At 65.3% G+C, this 21,392-nt stretch carries 21 protein-coding genes; 9 read left to right on the top strand and 12 right to left on the bottom strand.

From position 1 onward, the window contains the following. Nucleotide 1: 1 nt before the first annotated feature. Genes Azoinq_RS08510 through cobT form a run of 9 tightly spaced genes read right to left on the bottom strand, consistent with a single transcriptional unit; the run spans nt 2 to nt 9,801 of the window. Complete coding sequence (locus Azoinq_RS08510; protein WP_216130030.1) at nt 2-1,159, bottom strand: CgeB family protein; 1,158 nt, start codon at nt 1,157-1,159, stop codon at nt 2-4. 55 nt (nt 1,160-1,214) lie between these two features. Then, nucleotides 1,215-2,303 carry a glycosyltransferase family 4 protein gene (locus Azoinq_RS08505; RefSeq protein ID WP_216130032.1) on the bottom strand — a complete coding sequence of 363 codons (1,089 nt, stop codon included), beginning with the start codon at nt 2,301-2,303 and terminating at the stop codon, nt 1,215-1,217. Continuing rightward, nucleotides 2,300-3,325, bottom strand: coding sequence for a glycosyltransferase family 9 protein (locus Azoinq_RS08500; protein WP_216130034.1), 1,026 nt, complete (start codon nt 3,323-3,325; stop codon nt 2,300-2,302). Before Azoinq_RS08500 ends, Azoinq_RS08505 begins: the two co-directional genes overlap by 4 nt. Then, nucleotides 3,325-5,100, bottom strand: coding sequence for a lipid A export permease/ATP-binding protein MsbA (gene msbA / locus Azoinq_RS08495; RefSeq protein ID WP_216130036.1), 1,776 nt, complete (start codon nt 5,098-5,100; stop codon nt 3,325-3,327). Before msbA ends, Azoinq_RS08500 begins: the two co-directional genes overlap by 1 nt. A gap of 52 nt (nt 5,101-5,152) precedes the next feature. Continuing rightward, a complete protein-coding gene (locus Azoinq_RS08490; protein ID WP_216130038.1) occupies nt 5,153-6,313 on the bottom strand; it encodes a glycosyltransferase family 4 protein in 1,161 nt (386 codons plus the stop codon). Next, entirely contained in the window at nt 6,310-7,404 is a 1,095-nt protein-coding gene (gene rfaQ / locus Azoinq_RS08485) for a putative lipopolysaccharide heptosyltransferase III (RefSeq protein ID WP_216130040.1), read from the bottom strand. Before rfaQ ends, Azoinq_RS08490 begins: the two co-directional genes overlap by 4 nt. A gap of 10 nt (nt 7,405-7,414) precedes the next feature. Continuing rightward, on the bottom strand, nt 7,415-7,969 hold the full coding sequence (gene cobC / locus Azoinq_RS08480) for an alpha-ribazole phosphatase (RefSeq protein ID WP_216130042.1): 555 nt from the start codon (nt 7,967-7,969) through the stop codon (nt 7,415-7,417). Then, the gene (locus tag Azoinq_RS08475) at nt 7,954-8,739 is read right to left on the bottom strand and encodes an adenosylcobinamide-GDP ribazoletransferase (RefSeq protein WP_216130044.1); all 786 of its coding nucleotides are present in this window, start codon (nt 8,737-8,739) and stop codon (nt 7,954-7,956) included. The genes cobC and Azoinq_RS08475 overlap by 16 nt, the downstream gene beginning before the upstream one ends. A 6-nt stretch (nt 8,740-8,745) precedes the next feature. After that, a complete protein-coding gene (cobT, locus tag Azoinq_RS08470; protein ID WP_216132102.1) occupies nt 8,746-9,801 on the bottom strand; it encodes a nicotinate-nucleotide--dimethylbenzimidazole phosphoribosyltransferase in 1,056 nt (351 codons plus the stop codon). Between the two features lie 160 nt (nt 9,802-9,961). Between cobT and cobU the strand changes: the two genes are divergently transcribed. Further along, nucleotides 9,962-10,534, top strand: a complete 573-nt coding sequence (gene cobU, locus Azoinq_RS08465; protein ID WP_216130046.1) for a bifunctional adenosylcobinamide kinase/adenosylcobinamide-phosphate guanylyltransferase — start codon at nt 9,962-9,964, stop codon at nt 10,532-10,534. Nucleotides 10,535-10,883: 349 nt separating this feature from the next. Here cobU and Azoinq_RS08460 read toward each other — a convergent pair whose 3' ends face one another. Then, nucleotides 10,884-12,611: a cobyric acid synthase gene (locus Azoinq_RS08460; protein ID WP_216130048.1), complete on the bottom strand. Its 1,728-nt coding sequence runs from the start codon at nt 12,609-12,611 to the stop codon at nt 10,884-10,886. 134 nt (nt 12,612-12,745) lie between these two features. Here Azoinq_RS08460 and cbiB point away from each other — a divergent pair, with 134 nt between their 5' ends. The 4 genes from cbiB to Azoinq_RS08440 all read left to right on the top strand — a co-directional run bounded on the left by cbiB (nt 12,746) and on the right by Azoinq_RS08440 (nt 16,282). Then, on the top strand, nt 12,746-13,717 hold the full coding sequence (gene cbiB / locus Azoinq_RS08455; RefSeq protein ID WP_216130050.1) for an adenosylcobinamide-phosphate synthase CbiB: 972 nt from the start codon (nt 12,746-12,748) through the stop codon (nt 13,715-13,717). Next, the gene (cobD, locus tag Azoinq_RS08450; protein WP_216130052.1) at nt 13,710-14,711 is read left to right on the top strand and encodes a threonine-phosphate decarboxylase CobD; all 1,002 of its coding nucleotides are present in this window, start codon (nt 13,710-13,712) and stop codon (nt 14,709-14,711) included. The genes cbiB and cobD overlap by 8 nt, the downstream gene beginning before the upstream one ends. Next, nucleotides 14,695-15,615: a cobalamin-binding protein gene (locus Azoinq_RS08445; RefSeq protein ID WP_216130054.1), complete on the top strand. Its 921-nt coding sequence runs from the start codon at nt 14,695-14,697 to the stop codon at nt 15,613-15,615. The genes cobD and Azoinq_RS08445 overlap by 17 nt, the downstream gene beginning before the upstream one ends. Before the next feature lie 130 nt (nt 15,616-15,745). After that, nucleotides 15,746-16,282: a flavin reductase family protein gene (locus Azoinq_RS08440; RefSeq protein WP_216130056.1), complete on the top strand. Its 537-nt coding sequence runs from the start codon at nt 15,746-15,748 to the stop codon at nt 16,280-16,282. Between the two features lie 22 nt (nt 16,283-16,304). Here Azoinq_RS08440 and Azoinq_RS08435 read toward each other — a convergent pair whose 3' ends face one another. Continuing rightward, nucleotides 16,305-17,582 carry a YbfB/YjiJ family MFS transporter gene (locus Azoinq_RS08435; protein ID WP_216130058.1) on the bottom strand — a complete coding sequence of 426 codons (1,278 nt, stop codon included), beginning with the start codon at nt 17,580-17,582 and terminating at the stop codon, nt 16,305-16,307. Between the two features lie 95 nt (nt 17,583-17,677). Between Azoinq_RS08435 and Azoinq_RS08430 the strand changes: the two genes are divergently transcribed. Continuing rightward, on the top strand, nt 17,678-18,577 hold the full coding sequence (locus tag Azoinq_RS08430; protein WP_216130060.1) for an AraC family transcriptional regulator: 900 nt from the start codon (nt 17,678-17,680) through the stop codon (nt 18,575-18,577). Nucleotides 18,578-18,604: 27 nt separating this feature from the next. Here Azoinq_RS08430 and leuE read toward each other — a convergent pair whose 3' ends face one another. Next, on the bottom strand, nt 18,605-19,258 hold the full coding sequence (gene leuE / locus Azoinq_RS08425) for a leucine efflux protein LeuE (protein WP_216130062.1): 654 nt from the start codon (nt 19,256-19,258) through the stop codon (nt 18,605-18,607). Between the two features lie 345 nt (nt 19,259-19,603). On the opposite strand from leuE, the gene Azoinq_RS08420 reads away from it, so the two are divergent. From Azoinq_RS08420 to Azoinq_RS08410, 3 genes are read left to right on the top strand one after another with little or no spacing between them, the layout of a single operon-like run. Continuing rightward, nucleotides 19,604-20,278, top strand: a complete 675-nt coding sequence (locus Azoinq_RS08420) for a CsgG/HfaB family protein (protein WP_216130064.1) — start codon at nt 19,604-19,606, stop codon at nt 20,276-20,278. Nucleotides 20,279-20,289: 11 nt separating this feature from the next. Then, a complete protein-coding gene (locus Azoinq_RS08415; RefSeq protein ID WP_216130066.1) occupies nt 20,290-20,679 on the top strand; it encodes a DUF4810 domain-containing protein in 390 nt (129 codons plus the stop codon). 5 nt (nt 20,680-20,684) lie between these two features. After that, a complete protein-coding gene (locus tag Azoinq_RS08410) occupies nt 20,685-21,371 on the top strand; it encodes a DUF799 domain-containing protein (RefSeq protein WP_216130068.1) in 687 nt (228 codons plus the stop codon). Nucleotides 21,372-21,392 lie beyond the last annotated feature (21 nt).

Here is a 21,392-nt window from a genome sequence, read left to right as displayed (position 1 = left end):
TCTACCCTACCCCTTGCTGACATTGCGTGCGGGAAATGGAGCCCTCGGGCAGGGCAATCCGACTGCGCTGCAATATGGTCAAAATCTTGTCCCGATAGGTCTCAAGACTGATGGCCTTCTCATAACCTGCTCGCGCAATTTTTTCCCGCAGCCCATCGTTGGCTAGATAGAACTTCAGCTTGTCCCGCAGTTCTTCTACCGAAGAAAAGAACTCAATTTCTTTTCCCGGCACAAACAATTCCGCCGCAAAATCCGAGTAATCACTCAACAAAAAACTACCAGTAGCAGGTACGTCCACAACCCGTAAATTGGGACAATCCTGCCCTTCATTGGCCCAGGCGGTGACATTCAAAACGATCTTTGCCTGGTTATAGAGCAAATTCAAGGCGTCGCCACCAATGGCCTTCCCCTTCAGACAGGCAAGAACTGAGGGGTCGCAACGTTCCCAAGCCGGACCATAGATATGCAGGTCAAAATCGGTGATATTTTTTACATAGTCGACCCGCCGTTCCTTGGCTCGCCCCACAAATACCACATCCCGGCATTTATCCGGACGCGGGGTAATCGGGTAATAGCTATCCTTGTCGAAGGAAACAGCGGGCAGAAAGCCGATATTTTCCTCCGCCCCTATGCCATGCCGGTGAATACAGAAATAGTGGTCGTAGAGATGGGATTCCTCAATGGGTGAGCGAATCCAGGTTGGCCCCTCCACACACCAGCCGATTATTTTCTTAGCCCCACAGGCCCGAATTTTTTCCAGCAGCCATGCGGGGTAGGTGAACGTGGAGATCACCAGCAGCCAATCCGGCCGAAAATCCTCCACCGCCCGCAGCAGCGCCTTGAAGCGAACCTGATCATCCCCCCAAGGCAGGCTTTCCTGAATCTGCCGTTTATCGAAGCCAATCATTTTGCCCAAGGACAGCACCAGCTTTTCCAGGGGCTTTTTCCCGACAAAACGAATTTCCTCTTGAATGGGATTGAATCGGCAGACCGCAAAGCCCATATCTGCAAGGGCCTCGGCACAGCCGTCACCCAAGGGGATATGCCATTCCTGCTGGCGCTCATGAAAGGGAAAACTGACCAGAACCTTGGGTGAAGCTACCAACCCGCTCGTGGCATCGGCAGGCAAAGGAGGACTGGCGTGCAGGGAGGCATTCATTACTTTGTCCGAATCCGACATTCGCAGGTAGGTTCCTGGCACATAAGGCCACCCTCTAAGGTTGATCCGTTAAACCGCAATACATGGCTTCCGTCCCATCCAGCATAGCCTCCAGGCTGAAATAGCCATGGGCATGGCGTTTTCCACCAACAGCCAGATGCTGGGCCAGGGAGGGATCGTCTGCAATACGCCCCAGGGCTGCGGCGGTTGCTTCGCTGTTTTCCGGGGCTACCAGCAACCCTGTTTCCCCATCCCGAACCAATTCGGGAACACCACCTACCGCCGTGGCCACCACGGGGAGGCCACAGCCCAAGGCTTGAGTAACGGCCTGGGGAACCCCCTCGGAGGCAGAGGTCAGCAGAAGGCAATCGGCCGCCCCCATCAAGTCCGGAATATCCGCCCGATATCCCAGGAAACGCACTTGGGAGGCCAGCCCGGAGGCCCTAGCCAGAGCCTTGATATCGTCGAGCCGGGGACCGTCCCCCACAATAAGGAACAGGCTATTGGGATGGGAACGATGGAATTTAGCAAAGGCCTCCAAGGCCACTTCATGGCGTTTGATCCGTCGTACCACCCCCACCATCAGGACGAGGAAGGCCCGTTCCGGCACCTGCAAGGTCTGGCGCATTTCCTGCCGGGGGCGAGAAGGAACAAATTTTCCGAAATCCACTCCGGTGGGAATGCTCACTACCTTTTCCGGGGGAAAGCCGTCACGGGCAATCAAATCCCGGCGCATCACCTCCCCACAGGCCACAATACGCTGGGGAAGATAGTGGATGAAGTTATGCCAACTGGGATGCAGCGGTAGGTTCAGGTGGCGGGTACGCACCAGACCAACCCGGGCCCAACGGGCAGCCAGCCCTCCCACCCAGCTATCCACCCCGCTATGGGTGTTGACCACCTGCACCCCTTCCTGACGGATAAACCGGACCAGGGCGCGGATAGAACGCAAATCCAATTTATGCCGGAACGGCAACTCAAGGACGGGAATACCTGCCGCCCGGGCTTTTTTTCCGATAATGGCCTGGGGCCGAGTCGCCAGGGTTACCCGGTGGCCCCGCCCGGCCATACCGACCATTTCCGTCACAATGCGGTGTTCCTGTCCGCCCCAGCCGTCGGACCATTCGGTGTGCAATATATTCATGATGGTTTTGCTTCTTTCCGGGAAGCCACGGACGCCAAACGCTCCGCCACGGCCGCCCAGACCTGATCCACCCCGATGTCCGCCATGGAATGGGTCACCGCCTGATCGCCCTGGGCCAGGGCGGGATGGTCAATGGTTTGGGCCAGAGGCCGCTCCAGGGGGCCATAAACGGAGGCCGGATAGGCACAGTGGTAGAGCACTACCATGGGAATGCCTAATGCACCGGCCAAATGGGAGGGGCCCGTATCCACCCCCACATAGAGGTCCAGACAGGACATCACCGCCCCCGCCTGACGCAGGGAGAGCCTTCCAGACAAGGGCAACACCTTACCGGGGAAGCGGGCCGCCATTTCTGCGGCCTCCCCCCGGGATTCCGGCCCACCCAGGATCAAAATGCCCGCCTGGGGATAAGCCTTCAACAGGCGTTCCACCAATTGGCAAAAGGAGTCCAAGGGCCAATCCCGATGGCTCTTGGTATGAAAGCTCTTGAGCTGTAGCCCTACCCAAGGACCACAGGCACCTTTTTCAGCCAGTAGCGCCTGAGCCCAGGCCTTTTCTTCCGGCTTCACCTGATAGCTGAGCCACTTGCCCTGAAGGGGGAGTTGCAATGGAGTCACCAGGGCTAGACGCTGCCGTACCGCATGAAGGGTGCGATCGGGCACAGGAACCGCCGGCGTCAACTGCCGGTTAAGCCCATCATCCTCCTGGCAATAGGCCACCACCCGGCGGGCTCGGGCCAGGGCATAGCGCACCAGGGGCTCATCCTGTCCCCAAACCACCGCCAAGTCGTAATCCGGTTTTCTTCCCAGTAACCAACGAAACAACAGCCACCATTTGGCCCGGGTGGGGGTAATGCTTCCCAGCCGATGGATGAAGGGCAGGCCCTCCAGCACCTCCCGGCGCTTAGGATGGGCCAGCACATCCAGGATCACCCCTTGCCGCTGGCCCAGGGCCCGGAGGGCCGGGGTGGCCAGCAGGGTATCGCCGATACGGCTGACGTTGATGGCGAGAATACGCTCCATCAGGCGGTGGCCTCATCCCCGGCGGATTGGAGGCGCTGAAGCCGGGCATATACCCCGTCCCGGGCCAAGAGTTCAGCATGGGTCCCCGTTTCCACAATACGGCCCCGTTCCATGACAATGATCCGGTCGGCGTTTTCGATGGTGGACAGGCGGTGGGCAATCACCAGGGTGGTGCGGTTGCGCATCAGCTGTTCCAGGGCCGCCTGGACCGCCCGCTCGGATTCCGTATCCAGGGCCGAAGTGGCCTCATCCAGGATCAGCACCGGAGCGTTTTTGAGCAGGGCTCGGGCAATGGCTAGCCGTTGCCGCTGGCCGCCGGAGAGCTTCACCCCGTTTTCTCCGATTTCCGTATCCAGGCCGTGGGGCAGGGCCTGGATAAATTCCATGGCGTAGGCCGCTTCCGCCGCCGCCTCAATCTGCTCCCGGGAAACCTGCTCCAGGGTGCCGTAGGCAATGTTGGCCGCCACCGTATCGTTGAACAGCACCACATCCTGGGACACCAGGGCCACATTGGCCCGCAGACTATCCAGGCGCAAATCCTGGAGATCATGACCATCCAGCAGAATGCGCCCGGCGGTGGGCTTGTAGAAGCGGGGCATGAGATTGGCCATGGAGGTTTTGCCGCTGCCGGAAGCCCCCACCAGGGCCACGGTCTGTCCCGGTTCAATGGCAAAGCTGACCCCATCCAGGGCATTGCGGGACGTATCCGGATAGCGCAGCACCACCTCTTCCACCCGGATTTCCCCCTTGGCCCGATCCAGCTCCACAGTGCCCCGGTCTTCTTCCGGGGCTTCATCCACCAGGGAGAAAACGCTTTCCGCCGCCGCCAGGCCGCGCTGCAACTGGGAATTCATGTCGGTCAGCCGCTTCATGGGGGCCAGCAGCATGAGCATGGCGGTAATGAAGGAAACAAAGCCCCCCACCGTGGTCTTGTCTCCAGTTTGGGACAAAGCCACCACCACAATCACCGCCAGGGCGATGGATGCCAGAAATTGCACAATGGGTCCCAGGGCGGCAGCCGCCACCGTCGCCCGGATATTGAAGCCCCGCTGCCGTTCATTAGCCGCCAAAAAGCGGCGCCGCTCGTATTCCTGTCCACCAAAGATTTTGACGACCTTGTGAGCCTCAATGGACTCTTCCAGCACATGGGTAATGTCCCCCATAGCAAACTGCCCTCCCCGGCTCATCTGCCGGAGGCGTTTGCTAAAAATACGCACAGACAAGGCAATCAACGGCACCATGGCCATGGCCACCAGGGTCAAGGCCCAGTTCAAATACAGCAACCAGCCGAACAAACCAATAACGGAAAGGGAATCCTTGACCAGGGAAGTCAGAACCCCGCTGGCCGCTGCCATGACCCCCCCCACGTCATAGGCCACCTTGGACATCAACACCCCGGAGGATTGATTGTCAAAAAACCGGGTTGGGAGATGGACCAGCCGGGAAAACATGGCGTTGCGTAAATCCACCACCACTTTGTTGGACACCCAAACCATGGCGTAGTCGCCGAGGAATCCCAAAACCCCCCGCAACAAAAAAATCCCCACGATAATGAAAGGCACCAGCCAATAGTTGAAGTGGTGGGCTTTTTCCCCAAAGCTCCCGTCCAACAAGGGCTTCATCAAAGCCGGGAGCAGGGGCTCACTCACCGCGGACAAGGCCATCGCCCCAATCGCCAGCACAAAAGCGCGCCAATAGGGACGCACGTAGCCCAGGAGGCGAACATACAACTCGCGGCTGGAGGTCATGGTTGCGGGGATTTGGGGAGCGGTCATGGCAAGGCCAAGGGAAAATCGTGAATTATACCGGAGCGGCAAACCAGGCCCGTTAAGCCCGGCCACCGCCGTTCAGGGGTATCAGCAATTGCCGATACAAGGTCAGCAGTTCCTCGGCCAGACTCTCCAGGGAAAGGTCGGCCACAGCAGCCCGAGCCTCATCCCCCATCAGCACATGATGGTTTGAGGGGTCGGCCAGCCGCTCCAGGACTTCACTCCAGGCCGAAACATCCAGGGCATCCAGAATAAAGCCATTCCGGCCGGGCTCAATCAGCTCGGAGATTCCACAGGCCCGAGACGTCACCACCGGCAGCCCGCAGGCCATGGCTTCCAGAGCGGCGTTGGGGAAGGGGTCGTAGAGGGTGGGGAGGACGAAGACGTCGGCGGCGCCGTACCAGGGTTTAACATCGGTGACGGGACCGGTGAACAGGGTGCGGGAGGCAATGCCCAGGTCCCGAGCCAGACGCTTGGCCCCTTCCAGGTGCCGGTCGGCGCCCACCACCACCAGGCGGGCAGGGGCTTTCAGGGCGGCGAAGGCCCGCAGCAACTGGGGCACCCCTTTGCGTTCAAAACCACTGCCCACGTACAGGAAAACCGTCTCTTCCGGGCCAATGCCGTGGGCGGCCCGCTGGGGCTGGCGATAGCGCTCGGCCAGGCTGGGGTGGAAAGCCTGGAGATCCACCCCGTTGCGAATAATGGGCAGCTTTTCCCGAGGCAGGCCGAAGCGTTCCACGATTTCGTCCTGAACCAGCCGGGAATTACAGATCACCGCCCGCAGGTCCGGATGCTCGAACATTTCCCGCTCCGCCCGCAGCAGATAACGGTGATAGGGGTCGGCGTACTGGGCCCAGCGCTTCCAGGCGGGGAGGATGCGGGCCCGGTGTTCCAGCCAGGCCGCATGGACCCCATCCCCGGCCCGGTACAGGGTGCAACCGGGAATACGTTCATGGGACTGAACCAGATCGAAATGCCCTTCCCCCATGGCGGCCTGGACACAGGCGGCGAAGCCCCGATCCCGGCCCACCCGGGTCCGGTAGGAGGGGGCGCAGGTGAGCAGCTGGTAACCGCCACAGGCTTCCACGCTGCCCGCCCACTGGCGGGCGATCAAGGTCACTTCCGCCCCTTCCCGGGCCAGGGCGGCCAGGGCCCGGTCCACGAAGCGCTCCGCCCCACCGAAGGGGTTGTAGCGCTGGCGGGCAATGGCAATCCTCACGGCGCCCCCAGGGACTGGACCGCCGCCACCACCCGCTCCACTTCCAGGCTCACCAGGCAGTCGCTTACCTTGCCCCCGCCGCAGCCGTCGATGCCGCAGGGCCGGCAGGGGTGGCGGTCGCTGGTGATCACCCGGGCGGGTACGCCCCAGGGGCCCCACTCCTTGTCGCCGGAAGGGCCGAAGAGGGCCACGGCGGGGGTGCCCATGGCGGCGGCAATGTGCATGGGGGCGGAATCCACCCCAAGAAAAACCTTGGCCCGGCCCGCCACGGCGGCCAGTTCCTTGAGGCTTAACTGGCCCGCCAGGGAGACGGCGGGGCGCCCCCCCAGGGTGACCAGCCGGGCCTGGATAGCATCCACCATGGCTAATTCCCGGGGATCGGGGGCGGCGGTGAGGAGCACCGGCCAGCCCTGGGACTGGAGACGGGCCAGGGTCTGGGCCATCTTTTCCGCCGGCCAGCACTTAAAGAGCCAGCGGGAACCGGGATGGACGTGGAGAAAGCCCCCCGCCCCCAGCTGCCGCTCCGCCAGCAACCCCGCCACCCGGGCTTCCGCCCCTTCCCCGGGGACCAGCACCAGCCGCCGGGCATCCTCTTCCGGATACACCCCGATGCGGCGCAGGGCGTCCAGATTGCGCTCCACCGTATGGCGCAGGGCGTTGCGGGGAGCTTCCACGAAATGGGTAAAACTGTTCTGCCAGAACCGGCCCCGGCCCTTCACCTTGGGAGCCACCGCCCAGGGGGCGCCGGTCAGGCGGGCCAGCCAGGCCCCCCGGCGATGCTCGGTGAGGTGCAGGATGAGGTCGTAATGGCGGGCCCGGAGGCTCTGCAACAGACCCCATTCGGCCCGGATCTGGCCTAGGGGGCCCAGGGCCTTCCAATGCCGGTCAATGGTGTGGACCTGGCGGATAGCCGGGTGCAGGGTCAGCATTTCCGCCGTGTCCCGATACACCAGGGCGTCAATCTCCACCTGGGGCGCAGCGGCCTGGAGGGCGGAAAAGACCGGGGAGGTCAGCAGCACATCGCCGTGGTGGCGCAACTTCACCACCAGCACCCGGTGCAGGTCGGACAGGGGAACGGGATCGCTGACCATAGGCAAGACCTTAGCGGTTAAGGCAGAGCAGGCGGCCGCCCTGGTTATCCACCCGCACCTTGGTGAGGTGGCCGAAATCCAGCTGCACCTGGCGCCAGCGTTCCGCCGGAATACCCAGCCAATAGACCAGCAGAGCCCGGATGACGCCCCCGTGGGTGACGATCACCGTGTCCTCATGGGCCAGTTCCCCCACGCAGGCCAGGGCTCGGGCCTGCATCTGGGCCGCGGATTCGCCTCCCGGGGGGGTGAAATGGAGCACATCCTTAGCCCAGGCATCCAGGCTGGTCCGGTCATCCCGGTAAATATCGTCCCAGGTCTTGCCTTCCCAACGGCCAAAATTGATTTCCTGGAGCCGGGGGTCCAGCACCGGGCTGGGATGCAGGGCCTCGGCCAGCTGGCGGCAGCGTTGCAGGGGGCTGGAAAGCACCCGGGCGCCTTGCGGCAGCAGGGGCTTTAAGCGCTCGGCCACCGGGGCCACGGCTTCGGCCAACGGCAGATCGGCGGCGCCGTAGCAGACACCAGGAGCCACCGCCGGCCAGGGGTGGCGAATCAGATAGAGGTCCATAACATCCCCAAATAGAAGCACAGTTCGGCGATCTGCTGGGTCGCCCCCAGACAGTCGCCCGTATAGCCTCCCAGGCGGCGGCGCATCAGCCGGGCCACCCAGAAGGTGCCAAGGGCCGCGAGCAGGCAGCCGCGCAGGGCGGGGGCTGGGGGCAGCAGGAACAGCAAGGGCGCCAGGCCAAGCAGGGCGAAGAGGGCGGCCAGGGCCATTTCCCCATTCCCCATGCGGGTCGCCAAGGGCTTGGCCTTGGATAAGGCATCCTCCCGCACATAGTCCATCAGGCGCAAGAGGACGGTGGAGCAGAAACGGGACAGGCTGTGGCCCGCCACCAACACGGCGGGCACCAGCCAGGCCACGGGGGCCCGCTGGGCGAGGAGCAGCAGGGCCAGGAATTTGCCGGTGAGCACGCACCAGAGCACCACCACCCCGTAATTGCCCACCCGGGAATCCTTCATGATGGTGAGCACTTTTTCCTTGGTCCAGCCGCCGCCAAAACCGTCGGTCATGTCCGACAGGCCATCTTCGTGGAAGGCCCCGGTGGCCCACAGGGTGGCCCCCATGGATGCCAGCACCGCCAGCTCCGTGGGCCAGCCCAGGCTGGCGAGCCAGAACACCAGGGCCGCCACGGCCCCCACCACCAGCCCCACCGCGGAGAAATAGCGGGACGCCCGGTTCAGCCCTTCCGTGGAATGACCGACCCAGGCCGGCACCGGCAGGCGGGTGAAAAAGCGCAGGGCGCCGAAAAAATATTCCAGCTCGCGGCGGACCATGGGGGGTTAGTCCTTGTTGCTCACACCGGCGGATTCAAAACTGGCCATGTCATTGAGGAAGGCCACGGCAGACTGGACCAGGGGCCAGGCCAGGGCGGCGCCGGTGCCTTCCCCCAGGCGCAGGCCCAGGTCCAGCAGGGCTTTCCCGCCCAGGGCGTCGAGCAGGGCCTGATGGCCGGGTTCGGCGGAGGCATGGCAGAAGACGCAGTAGGCCAGCACTTCCGGATGGAGGCGGGCGGCCACCAGCAAGGCGGAGGTGACAATGAAGCCATCCACCAGAATCAGCATTTTGGCTTCCGCCGCCGCCAGGAAGCCCCCCACCATGGCCGCCACTTCAAGGCCGCCGAATTCCGCCAGCACCCCCAAGGGATCCCCATCCCCCCCGGCGACCCGATAACGGGTGGCCGCCTGGGCCAGCAGATTGCGCTTGCGGGACAGGCCCGCGTCATCCAGACCCGTGCCCCGTCCCACGCACTGGGGCAGCAGGGTATCGGTGAGGACGTGGGTAATGAGGGAGGCGGAGGCCGTATTGCCGATGCCCATTTCCCCGAAGGCCACGGCCCGGCAGCCCCGGGCCGCCGCCTGGCGCACCAGTTGCGCCCCGGTTTCCAGGGCCCGGTCCCGCTCCTCGGCGCTCATGGCCGCTTCGGTAATGAAATTCCGGGTGCCCGGAGCCACCTTGGCCTGGATCAGGCCTTCCCGGGGGGCGAAATCGTGGGCCACCCCCACATCCACCACCGCCAGATCAAAACCGCTCTGGCGGGCAAACACATTCACCGCCGCCCCGCCGGCCAGGAAGTTTTCCACCATCTGCCAGGTCACATCCTGGGGATAGGCGGACACCCCGGCTTTGGCGGCCCCGTGGTCCCCGGCAAAGACGAAGAGCTGGGGCCGGGACAGGCTGGGGGTCAGGGTCTGCTGCATCCAGCCCACCTGGAACGCCACTTTTTCCAGCAGCCCCAGGGCGCCCAGGGGCTTGGTCTTGCTGTCGATCTTGTGTTGCAGGGCCTGGCAGAACGGGTCCTGGGCGGAAAGGGCGGGAGCGGTAATGGTGAAGGACATGGAAAGATAGGTGGGCCGTTCCACGGCAACAGGCCCCAGGCAGCAAGAAAGGAAACCCGAGATTATACCCTCAGGCCCCGCCTTTCCCCCGCCCCACCCGCTCCCGGGAAAGCCCGCCCGCCGGTCCAAAGGGGCCCCGGCCCTGTGCTAAAGTCGGCCCATGGCACAACTCATCATCGGCGGCGCCCGCAGCGGCAAAAGCTCCCTGGCGGAACAGCGGGCCAAGGATTGGGCCGGGGCGGCCCCGGACCGGGAGGTGATCTATCTGGCCACGGCCCAGGTCCGCCCCAGCGCGGAAGACCCGGAAATGGCCCAGCGCCTGGCCCACCACCGGGCCCGCCGCCCGGCTGAGTGGGGCCTGGTGGAAGAACCTCTCCATCTGGCCCTGGCCCTGGCGGAAAACGCCGCCCCGAACCGCTGCGTGCTGGTGGATTGCCTCACCCTCTGGCTCACCAACCTGCTGTTCGCCGGGGACGCCGCCCGGCAGGCGGAAGCCCATCTGCCCATCCAATGTCCCCTGCTGGCGGAGGAAACCGGCGCCCTGCTGGACTGCCTGCCCACCCTGCCCGGGGAAATCATCCTGGTCTCCAACGAAGTGGGCTGGGGCATTGTGCCCATGCACCCGGTCTCCCGCCTCTTTGGCGACGAACAGGGACGCCTCAACCAGCGGGTCGCCGCCGTCTGCACCCAAGTCACCCTGGTGGCGGCGGGCCTGCCTTTGGCCTTGAAGTAAGGCCGGCGCGGGGCGGGCACTTCGGGGCCCGGCTTCCTTTTTTGGTATCGGTTGGGCTGCGGCTCGGGGCGGGGGTCGGATTGCGGCTCTGGCTCTGGCTCTGGCTCTGGCTTGGGTGCGGGTCGGGTCGGGTCGGGTCGGGTCGGGTCGGGTCGGGTCGGGTCGGGTCGGGTCGGCAAGAGCTAAGCCCCTGGGCGCTTTATAGGCAAGGGCTTGCCGCCATGCTGGGCACTACCGACCTATCGGCCAGCCCCAGAATTAAAGGCTAAGACCTCAGCACCAGGCCCCTGAACTCAGGGACCCGTGCCGAAACCCTCCGCCCTAGCCCTCCGCCGCAAAAAACCCAGGGTTACGCCTCCGGCCCCCATAGTTCGGGCACGGCCCGGGCCAGTTTGGGCCAATCCAGGGCCTGCTCCAGACTGTCCGCCAGACGCTCCAAATCCGCCTCCCGCCGGGCCTGGGGATCGACCTGAGGGAGCGCCGCACCGTCCCCCTCCTGCCCCAGGCCCGCCCAGTCCAGCAGGGCGGACAGAGCTTCGGCCCGGTCCAGAAGGCCGTGACAGTAGGTAGCCAGGATCTGATCGTCCGGGGAGCGGGCCCCATCCGGCCGCAACCCGGGCCGGGGCGGAGTGGGACCGAGGGCCGAATCGGCGCCAGAGAAGGCCACGACGCCGCCTTCTGGGCGCCCCCTTCCCGGCTGGCCGCTCCCGAGCCAGGCCCCGGCGGCCTCTGCACTTGCCTCTGCACTTGCCTCTGCAACGGCCTTTGCACCTATCTCTGCACCGCCCCCCGCCCTTGTTTTTTCACCCACTGCCGCCCCCCCGGCGCCTTCTTCCCCCTGATCCGCCAACCAGCAGGCGGGCCGTTCCAGGGCGGGGCCCTGGCTCACCCCCAGGTGAATTTCGTAGCCTTCCAGGGGGGGCTGGCCCGGCAGATTGAGCCAGCCCGCCACATTGGCCAGGCGCTTGTCCCGGGCCAGGGTGGTTTCCATGTCTAGGAGCCCCAGGCCCGGGGCGCTGCCCGGCGCCCCTTCCAGGCCCTCCGGATCGTGTATCCAGCGGCCCAGCATCTGGAAGCCACCGCAAATGCCCAGCACCTTGCCGCCGTAGCGCAGATGGCGGCGGATGGCCCCTTCCCAGCCCTGGGCCCGAAGCCAGGCCAGATCGTCCCGCACATTTTTGGAACCGGGCAGCACCATCAGATCCACCTCCCGGGGCGGGGCCTCCCCCGGGCCGATAAAGCGGAAATCCACCGCCGGATGGAGGCGCAGGGGGTCCAGGTCGTTGTGGTTGGAGGTACGGGGATAGGCGGGGGCCACCACCCGGAGCCGGGTTTCCCCCCGGGTCAGGGATTCCCGGGCAATGGCGTCCTCCGCATCCAGGTAGAGGCCGTGGAGATAGGGCAGCACCGCCAGCACGGGCTTGCCGGTGCGGGCTTCCAGCCAGTCCAGGCCGGGCTGGAGCAGGGACAGGTCACCGCGAAAGCGGTTGATGACAAAGCCCCGCACCCGGGCCCGTTCGCTGGGGGAAAGGAGGTCCAAGGTGCCCACCAGATGGGCGAACACCCCGCCCCGGTCGATGTCCCCCACCAGAATCACCGGGCAATCCACCGCCTCCGCAAAGCCCATGTTGGCGATATCCCGGTCCCGCAGATTGATTTCCGCCGGGCTGCCCGCCCCCTCCACCAGCACCGCCTGGTAGCGTGCGCAAAGGCGCCCGTAGGAGGCCAGCACGGCGGCCATGGCCCGGGGCTTGTAGGCGTGGTAGGCCCGGGCGTCCAGGTCCGTCACCACCTTGCCGTGGATAATCACCTGGGCCCCGGTGTCGCTGTTGGGCTTCAAAAGCACCGGGTTGAAATCCGTATGGGGCGCCAAGCCAGCGGCCAGGGCCTGCAAGGCCTGGGCCCGGCCGATTTCCCCCCCATCCACCGTCACCGCCGAGTTCAGGGCCATGTTCTGGGGCTTAAAGGGGGCCACCGCCACCCCTCGGCGGTGCAAAAGGCGGCAAAATGCAGCCACCAGGGTGCTTTTTCCCGCATCGGAAGTGCAGCCCTGAACCATCAAAGTGGGTTTGTTCATTTAAAATCCCGGGATTGGCAACCTGCCCAACCCATCAACAAATTCGCAGCAGCCCGCCGGCCCCCTCGGGATCACCGGCCCCATTGGCGGCGCCACGGCTTGAGCCGAAGCGCCGGAAAGGACCCGATTATCCCATGCCCCACTGGCTCGCCTTGCCCCTCGCCGCCCTGATCGGCTACGGCCTTGACCGCTGGCTGGGGGAACCGCGCCGTTACCACCCCCTGGTGGGCTTCGGCCGGCTGGCCGGGCTACTGGAAAAAGCCCTGCGCCCGGCACCGGGCCTGGTGCCGCCCCGGGCCCTGCGCCTCTTCGGCGCCATTGCTTGGTGCGCCGCCGTCCTGCCCTGGGTGCTCCTGGCCGCCTGGCTCCACGCCACCCCCTGGCTGGGCGTGGTGAGCGACGGGCTGCTCCTCTATTTCGCCCTGGGGGCCCGCAGCCTGGGGGAACACGCCCGGGCCGTGGCCGTTCCCCTGGCCGCTGGGGATCTGGCCGCCGCCCGCACCCGGGTGGGCTACATCGTCTCCCGGGAAACCGGGGCCCTGGACGCTACCGGAGTAGCCAAGGCCTGCGTGGAATCCGTGCTGGAAAACGGCAATGACGGGGTGTTCGGCGCCCTCTTCTGGTTTGCCGTGCTGGGGGGCCCGGGGGCCCTGCTCTTCCGTCTGGCCAACACCCTGGACGCCATGTGGGGCTACCGCAACGACCGCTTCCGCTATTTCGGTTGGGCCGCCGCCCGCCTGGATGACCTGCTCAACTGGCTGCCCGCCCGGCTCACCGCCCTCACCTACGCCGCCCAGGGCCAGGCCCGTCAGGCCCTGGCCTGCTGGCGCGCCCAGGCCCCCGCCTGGGACAGCCCCAATGCGGGGCCGGTCATGGCCGCCGGAGCCGGAGCCCTGGGCCTCACCCTGGGAGGCGCCGCCACTTACGAAGGCCGGGAAGAAATGCGCCCGCCCCTGGGCCGGGGCCGTCCCCCGGCCGCCCCGGACATACTCCGGGCCACCCGGCTGGTGGAAGGGGGGCTGGGCCTGTGGCTCACCCTGCTGGTAGCCCTTCCCCCCCTCACAGCCCTGGCCCTATTTCTCCTGAGGAAAGCGACCCATGCTTGAACACGGCGGACGACTGCGCCAAGCCGCAGCCCACTGGGGAATTCCCCTGGAAACCTGGCTCGATCTGTCCACCGGCATCAATCCCTGGGGTTACCCGGTGCCCACCCTGGCGGCGGCCGCCTGGCAGCGCCTGCCGGAGGACGAGGATGGGCTGCTGGAGGCGGCGGTGGAGTACTACGGCAATACCAATATTCTGCCCCTGCCCGGCTCCCAGGCTGCCATCCAGGCCCTGCCCCGGCTCCTGCCCCCGGGCCGGGCCGCCGTCCTCGCCCCCTCCTACCGGGAACACGCCGCCGCTTGGCAGCGGGCGGGTTGGGAGGTGCTGCCCTTCACCCCGGAACAGCTGGAACAGGCCGCCACCCAGGCCAATGCGGTGGTGCTGTGCAATCCCAACAATCCCACGGGAGACGCCTTCACCGCCCGCCGGCTGCGGGCCGTGGCCCGGGAACTAGCCAAGCACGGGGGCCTGCTGGTGGTGGACGAAGCCTTTGGCGACGCGGACAACCGGAATTCCCTGGCCGATCTGGCGGGCACCCCCCGGGCCAGGAACCTGGTGGTGCTCCGCTCCCTGGGAAAATTTTTCGGTCTGGCTGGCGCCCGGGTGGGCTTTGCCCTGGCCCGGCCGGAACTGCTCACCGCCCTGGGGGAAACCCTGGGCCCCTGGGCCTTGAGCGGCCCCTCCCGGGCCGTGGCCAAGGCCGCCCTGGAAAATCGACCCTGGCAAGAGGAAACCCTGGAAGAACTGATGGCCGCCTCCACCCGCCTGGAACGCCTGCTCCAGGACATCCTGGGGCGCAACGACGGCACCGCCCTGTTCCGCTGGCTGCCCCACCCCTGGGCCCCCACCCTCCACGAAAAACTGGCCCAACGGGGTATCCTCACCCGCCTCATCACCGACCCCAGCGGCCTGCGCATCGGTCTCCCCGCCCGGGAAGCCCACTGGCAGCGCCTCACCACCGCCCTCACCGAAATCGCCCATGAACTGGATCTCTAAGCCCTGTCTTCTCCCCCGTCTTTGCCTGACCCTGGCCCTGGCCGCCCTCACCGCCATCCAGACCGTCCAGGCCGCCCCCGTGGTACTCAAGGACGACGCCGGCCAGACCGTGCGCCTGGCCGCCCCCGCCAAGCGCATCGTCAGCCTGGCCCCCCATTTGACGGAAAACCTCTACGCCGCCGGGGCCGGGGACAAACTGGTGGGCACGGTGGATTACAGCGACTATCCGGAGGCGGCGAAAAAGCTGCCCCGGGTGGGGGGCTACTCCAAGCTCAACCTGGAAGCCATCGCCGCCCTCAAGCCCGATCTGGTGGTGGCCTGGGAAAGCGGCAACGCCGGTGGCCACATCGCCAAACTGCGGGCCCTGGGCATTCCCGTCTATCTTTCCCAGCCCAACCGCATCGACGACGTGGCCCGCACCCTGGAAGCCCTGGGCCATCTGGCGGGTACGGAACGGGTAGCGAATGCCGCCGCGGCCCGCTACCGGCAACGGCTGGGGGAACTGCGCCACCGCTACAGCACCCTGCCCCGGGTGCGCACCTTCTATGAAATCTGGCAGCAGCCCCTGATGACCGTGGGGGGCGGCCAGATTATTTCCGATGTGATCCACCTCTGTGGCGGGGAAAACGTCTTCGCTAACCTGCAACAGCTGGCCCCCAAGGTGACGGTGGAAGCGGTGCTGGCCACCAATCCGGAAGTCATCGCCGCCAGCGGCATGGGGGATTCCCGGCCCGAATGGCTGGATGACTGGAAGCGCTGGGACAAGGTGACGGCGGTGGCCCGGGGCAATCTGTTTTTCGTGCCCCCGGACCTGATCCAGCGCCACACCCCCCGTCTGCTGGAAGGGGCTGCCCGGCTCTGCGCCGACCTGGAAACCGCCCGCCAGCGCCGCCCCGCCCACTAGGCCCCCGCCACCGTTCCTCCCCGGGAAGGGCCCGCCGGTCCCCCGGGGGCCATGCCCGCCTCCCCCCTTGCCATGTCACGGGGGTAGGATGGGGCCTTTTCCCCCACCGGCCCGCCGGTCTTCCCCCCTTATGGAAAAGCGTCCCCTGCCCCTGGACCAGGCCTATACCCTGCTGGAACCGGGCCCGGTCATTCTCCTCACCACCGCCGGACCCAAGCGGCCCAATGTGATGACCCAGAGCTGGCATCTGATGATGGAATTCGAGCCGCCCCTGGTGGGCTGTGTGGTGAGCAACCGGAATTACAGCTACGAACTCCTCACCCGCAATCGGGAATGCGTCATCAACATTCCCACGGAGGATCTGGCGGAAAAGGTGGTGGGGGTAGGCAATTGCAGCGGGCGGCGCATGGACAAATTCCGTCGTTTCGGCCTCACCCCGGTAGCCGCCTCCCAGGTCAAAGCCCCCCTCATTGAGGAGTGCTACGCCAGCCTGGAATGCCGTCTGCGGGACGAACGTCTGAACACGGATTACAACTTTTTTGTCCTGGAAGTGGTGGCCGCCTGGGTGGCCCCTGGCCGGAAACGACCCCGCACCCTGCATCACCAGGGCTGGGGCGCCTTCCGCATTGACGGCAAGCTGATCCGCCTACCCTCCCGGATGAAATAGGCGGGTCCCCCCGGCACCAGACTCAGTGGGGCTCCCGGCCCAGGCGCCGGAGCAGGACCATACCCACCCCCATGACCCCGGCGGCCACCAGCAATGCCCCCTGATAACTGCCCGTGGCAGCGGCGATATAACCGGCCATGGCCGGGGCCACGATCTGGGCCACCCCGTAACTCAAGGTGAGGCGGGCCATGGCCTTGGCCGGATTCTGGGGAAAACAGCGGCCGATTAGGGACAGGGTCAGGCTCACAATGCCCACGAAGGTGCCCCCGTAAAGCATGGCGCTCAGGAGATTCAGGGTGGGGTCGGCGCTCACCACGGGCAATAGGATGGACAGCACTTGGAGACCGTAGCCCAGGAGCAGGGCCGGAATCTGGCCCAGGCGCGCCGCCAGCCGGTCCCAGACAAAGCAGGAGGGGGCCGCCGCCAGGCCCACCACCACCCACACCCAGCCCCCCTTGCCCGCCAGCAGGGGCAGCTTTTCCAGAATGGCCACAATGAAGGTGGCACTCACCACGTAGCCAAAACCGGCGCAGAAATAGGCCCCAATCAGCAGGCCCATCCAGCGCCGGGAAGGGGGCGCAGGGGCCGCCACGGCCCGGCCACTGCCCAGGGGCGCGGGGGCGGGCAGCCAGCCCCAGGCGGGCAGAAAAAAGAGCAGGCCCAGGAGCCCCAGGCCCAGCCATTGATGTTCCCAGGACAGGCGCCCCACCATGGCCGCCACCGCCAGCCCGGACACCACGATGCCCAGGCCCAGACCGGTGAAATGGAGCCCCAGCTCGGGCCGGTGGCCCTGGCCCATGAGCCAGTTGAGCACCAGACCGGAGGCAATGAGCAGCCCGGCGGTGCTGGAAAATCCAGAGAGAAAGCGCAGCACAGCCCACAGCACCAGATCGTCCGTGAGCCCCATGGCCGCGGTGCTGGCCACCGCCACCACCAGGCCGATGCGGTACAGCCGGTACTTGCGTTGCAGATCGCTGAGGGAGGCGGCCAGGAGAGCTCCGGCGATGTAACCGGCGTAATTGAAGGTGGCCAGCCAGCCCCCGGCCAGATAGGAGAGCCCGGCCTGGGCCCGCATGATGGGCAGCATGGGGGTGTAGGCAAAACGGGCTAGGCCCACGGTGAGGATGAGGGCGCAGACCCCGGCAAAGATCACCCGCAGCCGGTGGGGTGCCGGGGCGGCCGCCTGGGACGGCGCGACGGCCAGGGGCACGGCGGAAAGGGGGCTAACCACCCCGGCGTCAGGAGCCGGGGCCGGGTATGGAGAGGCGGAGGAGGAAGGGGCGGAGGAAGAGGCAGTCATGGGCGGACTCCGGCAAACAATGGCCCCATGCTAGGCCCTTTTCCTACCGCCACCTTTCGATAGAATGACGATATCCATTGATGAGATGACAGCCCATGCTGGACTGGCACACCTGGGAAACCATCCCGGTTCCCGACTTTCCCTCTCTGCCCCGGCCCATCGTGCCCCGCTCCCAGAATCTGGCGGCGCGGCAGATTTTTCCCTTGCACAGCCATCCCTGGAACCAGTTCGTCTATGCCACGGCGGGCACCCTGATGGTCACCGCCGCCGACACCTGGCACGTGATTACCCCGGAACAGGGCATCTGGCTGCCCACCGGGGTGGAGCACACCACGGGAGCCTTGAGCGGCGCCGAATTCCGCAATCTCTACGTGGCCGACCGGCCCGATCTGGCCATGCCCCGGCAATGCACGGTGCTGGCGGTCACCCCCCTGCTGCGGGCCCTGATCGTGGAATTGGAAGCCGTGAATCGCCAGGAAGACGACACCTACCTGGACCAGCTCACCGCCCTGATTTTCGCCCAGCTGGAACGCCAGCCGGTGCAGCACTTTCACCTGCCCTGGCCCGCCAGCCCCCTGCTGCAACGGCTCTGTGAAGCCCTCTACGCCCAACCGGCGGATAACCGAAGCGCCGAAGACTGGGGTCGGGAACTGGGGGCTTCGGCTCGCACCCTGGCCCGCCGCTTCGCCCGGGAAGTGGGCATCAGCCTGCGGGAATGGCGCCACCGGCTGCGCCTCTTTCTCGCCCTGGAATGGCTCTGCGCCGGGCGCCCCATTACGGGCATCGCCCTGGATCTGGGCTATGCCAATCCGGCGGCCTTCACCTACATGTTCCGCCAGGCCCTGGGCTGCTCCCCCACGGAATGGCGCCGCCGACGGCAAGGCGGGGCAACCCACCTGGAGGGCGGGACCGCAGAAGGGGAAGGAGAGACGGAGACGGAACAGGAGCGGGCCGCCGGGGACATCCAGCCTCCGACCCCGAATCGGGCAGATTAAAAAAGGGGCCTAAGCCCCGGGCCCTACCTAGCTCAGGGAAGCTTCCGCCAGCTTTAGGGCAAAGCCGATGAACAGGCCCCCCACGCTGCCCGTGGCCCCTGCCGCCATGCGCCGCCGACGGCGGAAAGCCTCCGCCAGATAGGAACCACCAAAGATCAGGGCTGAAAGGTAAAGGGCGCTGCACAGCTGGACGATGGCCCCCAGCACCAGGAAGGAAAGCCCCGGATGGGCGTAGCCCGGGGACACAAACTGGATGAAGAAGGACAGGTAAAAGAGGATGGCCTTGGGGTTGAGCAGGCTGATCACCAGGGCACGGCGGAAGGGTCCGGCACCGTTGTCTTCCCCCGTCGCCGCCCCATCCCCGGCGCTTTCCTGACCCCGCCAGCGGGCCACCGCCGCCCGCAGCAGATTGATCCCCAGATAGGCCAGATAGGCGGCACCACCGTATTTCAGCAGGGTAAAGAGCAGGGGATTGGCCTCGATCAGGGAAGCCACCCCGGTGGCCGCCAGCACCATGAGAATGGTGTCCCCGAGAAACACCCCGCAGGCGCTCCCATAGCCTGCACCCACTCCCCGGCGGGAAGCCACGCTCATCACATACATGGAATTGGGCCCGGGCAATAGGACGATAAAAATGGTGCCCAGCACAAAGGTGGCCAGGTGATCGATGCCGAAAAACATGGGAACGGGGAGACAAATAGGGAGAGGGGAAGGATACACCGGCGAGCCCGGAGCGGAACGCCTTAGCGCCCAGAAAATAGGCAGTAAGAAAGGCCAGAAATCCCGGAAAAGGGGACTTCTCGCCGTGGCCAGATTTTCCAGGATTAATGCCGTCAATCAAAAAATATTGCTTTATATTCAGAGAACTTAACCTATTTTATTACTTTTGGATTATTGCCATTGAAATATGACCGGCAGGAGAATTTTAAAAATCATAAATCTTAAAATCCCCGGAGTTATTTAATTAACCAATTGATTAATTTCGGAATTACCGCTCTCTCCTTCTTTATTCTAATCGCAAAAAACATGAAAAAAGTCACACTAATGGCCATGGGCCTGATCGCCCTGGGGGGCTTGGCCGGATGCGCCACGGAAACCTCCCAAAGCTTGCCCGTCGCCCAGTCGGCCTCCGCCTCCGTCGCCTATAACGGGGTGCGCTATCCCATATCCGTGGGCAAGTTCGACAACCGCTCCACCTTCCTGCGGGGCATTTTCTCCGACGGGGTGGACCGGCTCGGTAGTCAGGCCAAGACCATTCTGGTCACCCACCTGCAACAAACCAACCGGTTCAACGTGCTGGACCGGGACAACATGACCGAGATCAAGCAGGAAGCCTCCCTCACCAAGGCCCGGCAGAACCTGAAGGGCGCCAATTACGTCATTACCGGGGACGTGACCGAGTTTGGCCGCAAGGAAGTGGGGGACCACCAGCTCTTCGGCATCCTGGGCCGGGGCAAGCAGCAGATCGCCTACGCCAAGGTGTCCCTCAATGTGGTGGATGTGCAGACCTCGGAAGTTATTTACTCCGCCCAAGGCGCCGGGGAATACGCCCTCTCCAACCGGGAAGTAATCGGCTTCGGCGGCACCGCCAGCTACGACTCCACCCTCAACGGCAAGGTGCTGGATCTGGCCATTCGCCAGGCCGTGGACGCCCTGGTGGCCGGGGTGGACGGTGGCGCTTGGCTGAAGAAATCTTCCTGAGGAGACGCCCCATGACCCGCCTGCGTTACCTCAGCCAAACCTGGGGCCTGCCCGTTGCGGCGGCCCTGCTCTGCGCCGCCTGCGCCAGCCAGCCCAAGCCCCTCTACTACTGGGGCAGCTACCAATCCACCATCTACAGCCACCTCAAGGGGGACAAGGGGCCGGAAGCGGAAATCCAGGCCATGGAAAAGGATAAGGAACTGGCCCTGGCCAAGGGCGAGGCCGTGCCCCCGGGCTTCCGCGCCCACCTGGGCATTCTCTACGGGGAAATCGGCCGCACCGACCAAATGGTGGAAAACCTGGAGGCGGAAAAGCGCCAGTACCCGGAAAGCGCCACCTTCATGGACTTTCTCCTGAAAAAAGCCCAAGCCACTCCCGCCCCCACCGCCACGAAAGGCTGAACCCCATGACCCGCCACGCTATTTTTCCCGGGGCCAGCCTGCTGCTGGGCCTCGCCCTCCTGAGCGGCTGCGCCTCCACCAGCCACTACGCCGGCCCCGATTACTCCGCCTTCAAGGAAAGCCGCCCCGCCTCCATCCTGGTGCTGCCGCCCCTGAACACCTCCCCGGACGTGGATGCCTCCCTCAGCATGTTGTCCCAGGTCACCTACCCCCTGGCCGAATCCGGCTATTACGTGGTGCCCGTCACCCTGGCCAACGAAACCTTCCGCCAGAACGGCCTGACCACCCCGGACGACATCCACCAGCTGCCCATCGACAAGCTGCGCAAAATCTTCGGCGCCGACGCGGCTCTCTACATCAACGTCACCCAGTACGGCACCTCCTACAAGATCATTTCCAGCGAAACCCGGGTCACCGCCGACGGGGAACTGATCGACCTGCGCAACGGCCGCTCCCTATGGAAAGGCCACGCCACCGCCTCCAGCGCTGAAGGGGACAACAACAATAACAACGGCCTGGTGGGCATGCTGGTGAAAGCCCTGATCAACCAGATCGCCGACTCCATCAACGACAAAGGCCACACCATAGCCGGCGTCACCAGCTTCCGCCTCCTGGCAGCAAGCACCGCCGGAGGACTGCTGTATGGGCCCCGGTCGCCTAAGTATTTGAAGGAGGGGGGGCCGGATCATTAAAGCTCAATCGGAAAAAAACGG

Origin of the sequence: Azospira inquinata (genome assembly GCF_018905915.1) — a bacterium.
Classification (GTDB): domain Bacteria; phylum Pseudomonadota; class Gammaproteobacteria; order Burkholderiales; family Rhodocyclaceae; genus Azospira; species Azospira inquinata.
Note: the sequence above shows the minus strand (reverse complement) of the source record. Positions and strands in the feature narration are given on the sequence as shown.

Coding starts and splice junctions, on each gene's coding strand:
- Azoinq_RS08510 (WP_216130030.1), bottom strand. CDS start 1,159: ATGAATGCCTCCCTGCACGCCAGTCCTCCTTTGCCTGCCGATGCCACG.
- Azoinq_RS08505 (WP_216130032.1), bottom strand. CDS start 2,303: ATGAATATATTGCACACCGAATGGTCCGACGGCTGGGGCGGACAGGAA.
- Azoinq_RS08500 (WP_216130034.1), bottom strand. CDS start 3,325: ATGGAGCGTATTCTCGCCATCAACGTCAGCCGTATCGGCGATACCCTG.
- msbA (WP_216130036.1), bottom strand. CDS start 5,100: ATGACCGCTCCCCAAATCCCCGCAACCATGACCTCCAGCCGCGAGTTG.
- rfaQ (WP_216130040.1), bottom strand. CDS start 7,404: ATGGTCAGCGATCCCGTTCCCCTGTCCGACCTGCACCGGGTGCTGGTG.
- cobC (WP_216130042.1), bottom strand. CDS start 7,969: ATGGACCTCTATCTGATTCGCCACCCCTGGCCGGCGGTGGCTCCTGGT.
- Azoinq_RS08475 (WP_216130044.1), bottom strand. CDS start 8,739: ATGGTCCGCCGCGAGCTGGAATATTTTTTCGGCGCCCTGCGCTTTTTC.
- cobT (WP_216132102.1), bottom strand. CDS start 9,801: ATGTCCTTCACCATTACCGCTCCCGCCCTTTCCGCCCAGGACCCGTTC.
- cobU (WP_216130046.1), top strand. CDS start 9,962: ATGGCACAACTCATCATCGGCGGCGCCCGCAGCGGCAAAAGCTCCCTG.
- Azoinq_RS08460 (WP_216130048.1), bottom strand. CDS start 12,611: ATGAACAAACCCACTTTGATGGTTCAGGGCTGCACTTCCGATGCGGGA.
- cbiB (WP_216130050.1), top strand. CDS start 12,746: ATGCCCCACTGGCTCGCCTTGCCCCTCGCCGCCCTGATCGGCTACGGC.
- cobD (WP_216130052.1), top strand. CDS start 13,710: ATGCTTGAACACGGCGGACGACTGCGCCAAGCCGCAGCCCACTGGGGA.
- Azoinq_RS08445 (WP_216130054.1), top strand. CDS start 14,695: ATGAACTGGATCTCTAAGCCCTGTCTTCTCCCCCGTCTTTGCCTGACC.
- Azoinq_RS08440 (WP_216130056.1), top strand. CDS start 15,746: ATGGAAAAGCGTCCCCTGCCCCTGGACCAGGCCTATACCCTGCTGGAA.
- Azoinq_RS08435 (WP_216130058.1), bottom strand. CDS start 17,582: ATGACTGCCTCTTCCTCCGCCCCTTCCTCCTCCGCCTCTCCATACCCG.
- Azoinq_RS08430 (WP_216130060.1), top strand. CDS start 17,678: ATGCTGGACTGGCACACCTGGGAAACCATCCCGGTTCCCGACTTTCCC.
- leuE (WP_216130062.1), bottom strand. CDS start 19,258: ATGTTTTTCGGCATCGATCACCTGGCCACCTTTGTGCTGGGCACCATT.
- Azoinq_RS08420 (WP_216130064.1), top strand. CDS start 19,604: ATGAAAAAAGTCACACTAATGGCCATGGGCCTGATCGCCCTGGGGGGC.
- Azoinq_RS08415 (WP_216130066.1), top strand. CDS start 20,290: ATGACCCGCCTGCGTTACCTCAGCCAAACCTGGGGCCTGCCCGTTGCG.
- Azoinq_RS08410 (WP_216130068.1), top strand. CDS start 20,685: ATGACCCGCCACGCTATTTTTCCCGGGGCCAGCCTGCTGCTGGGCCTC.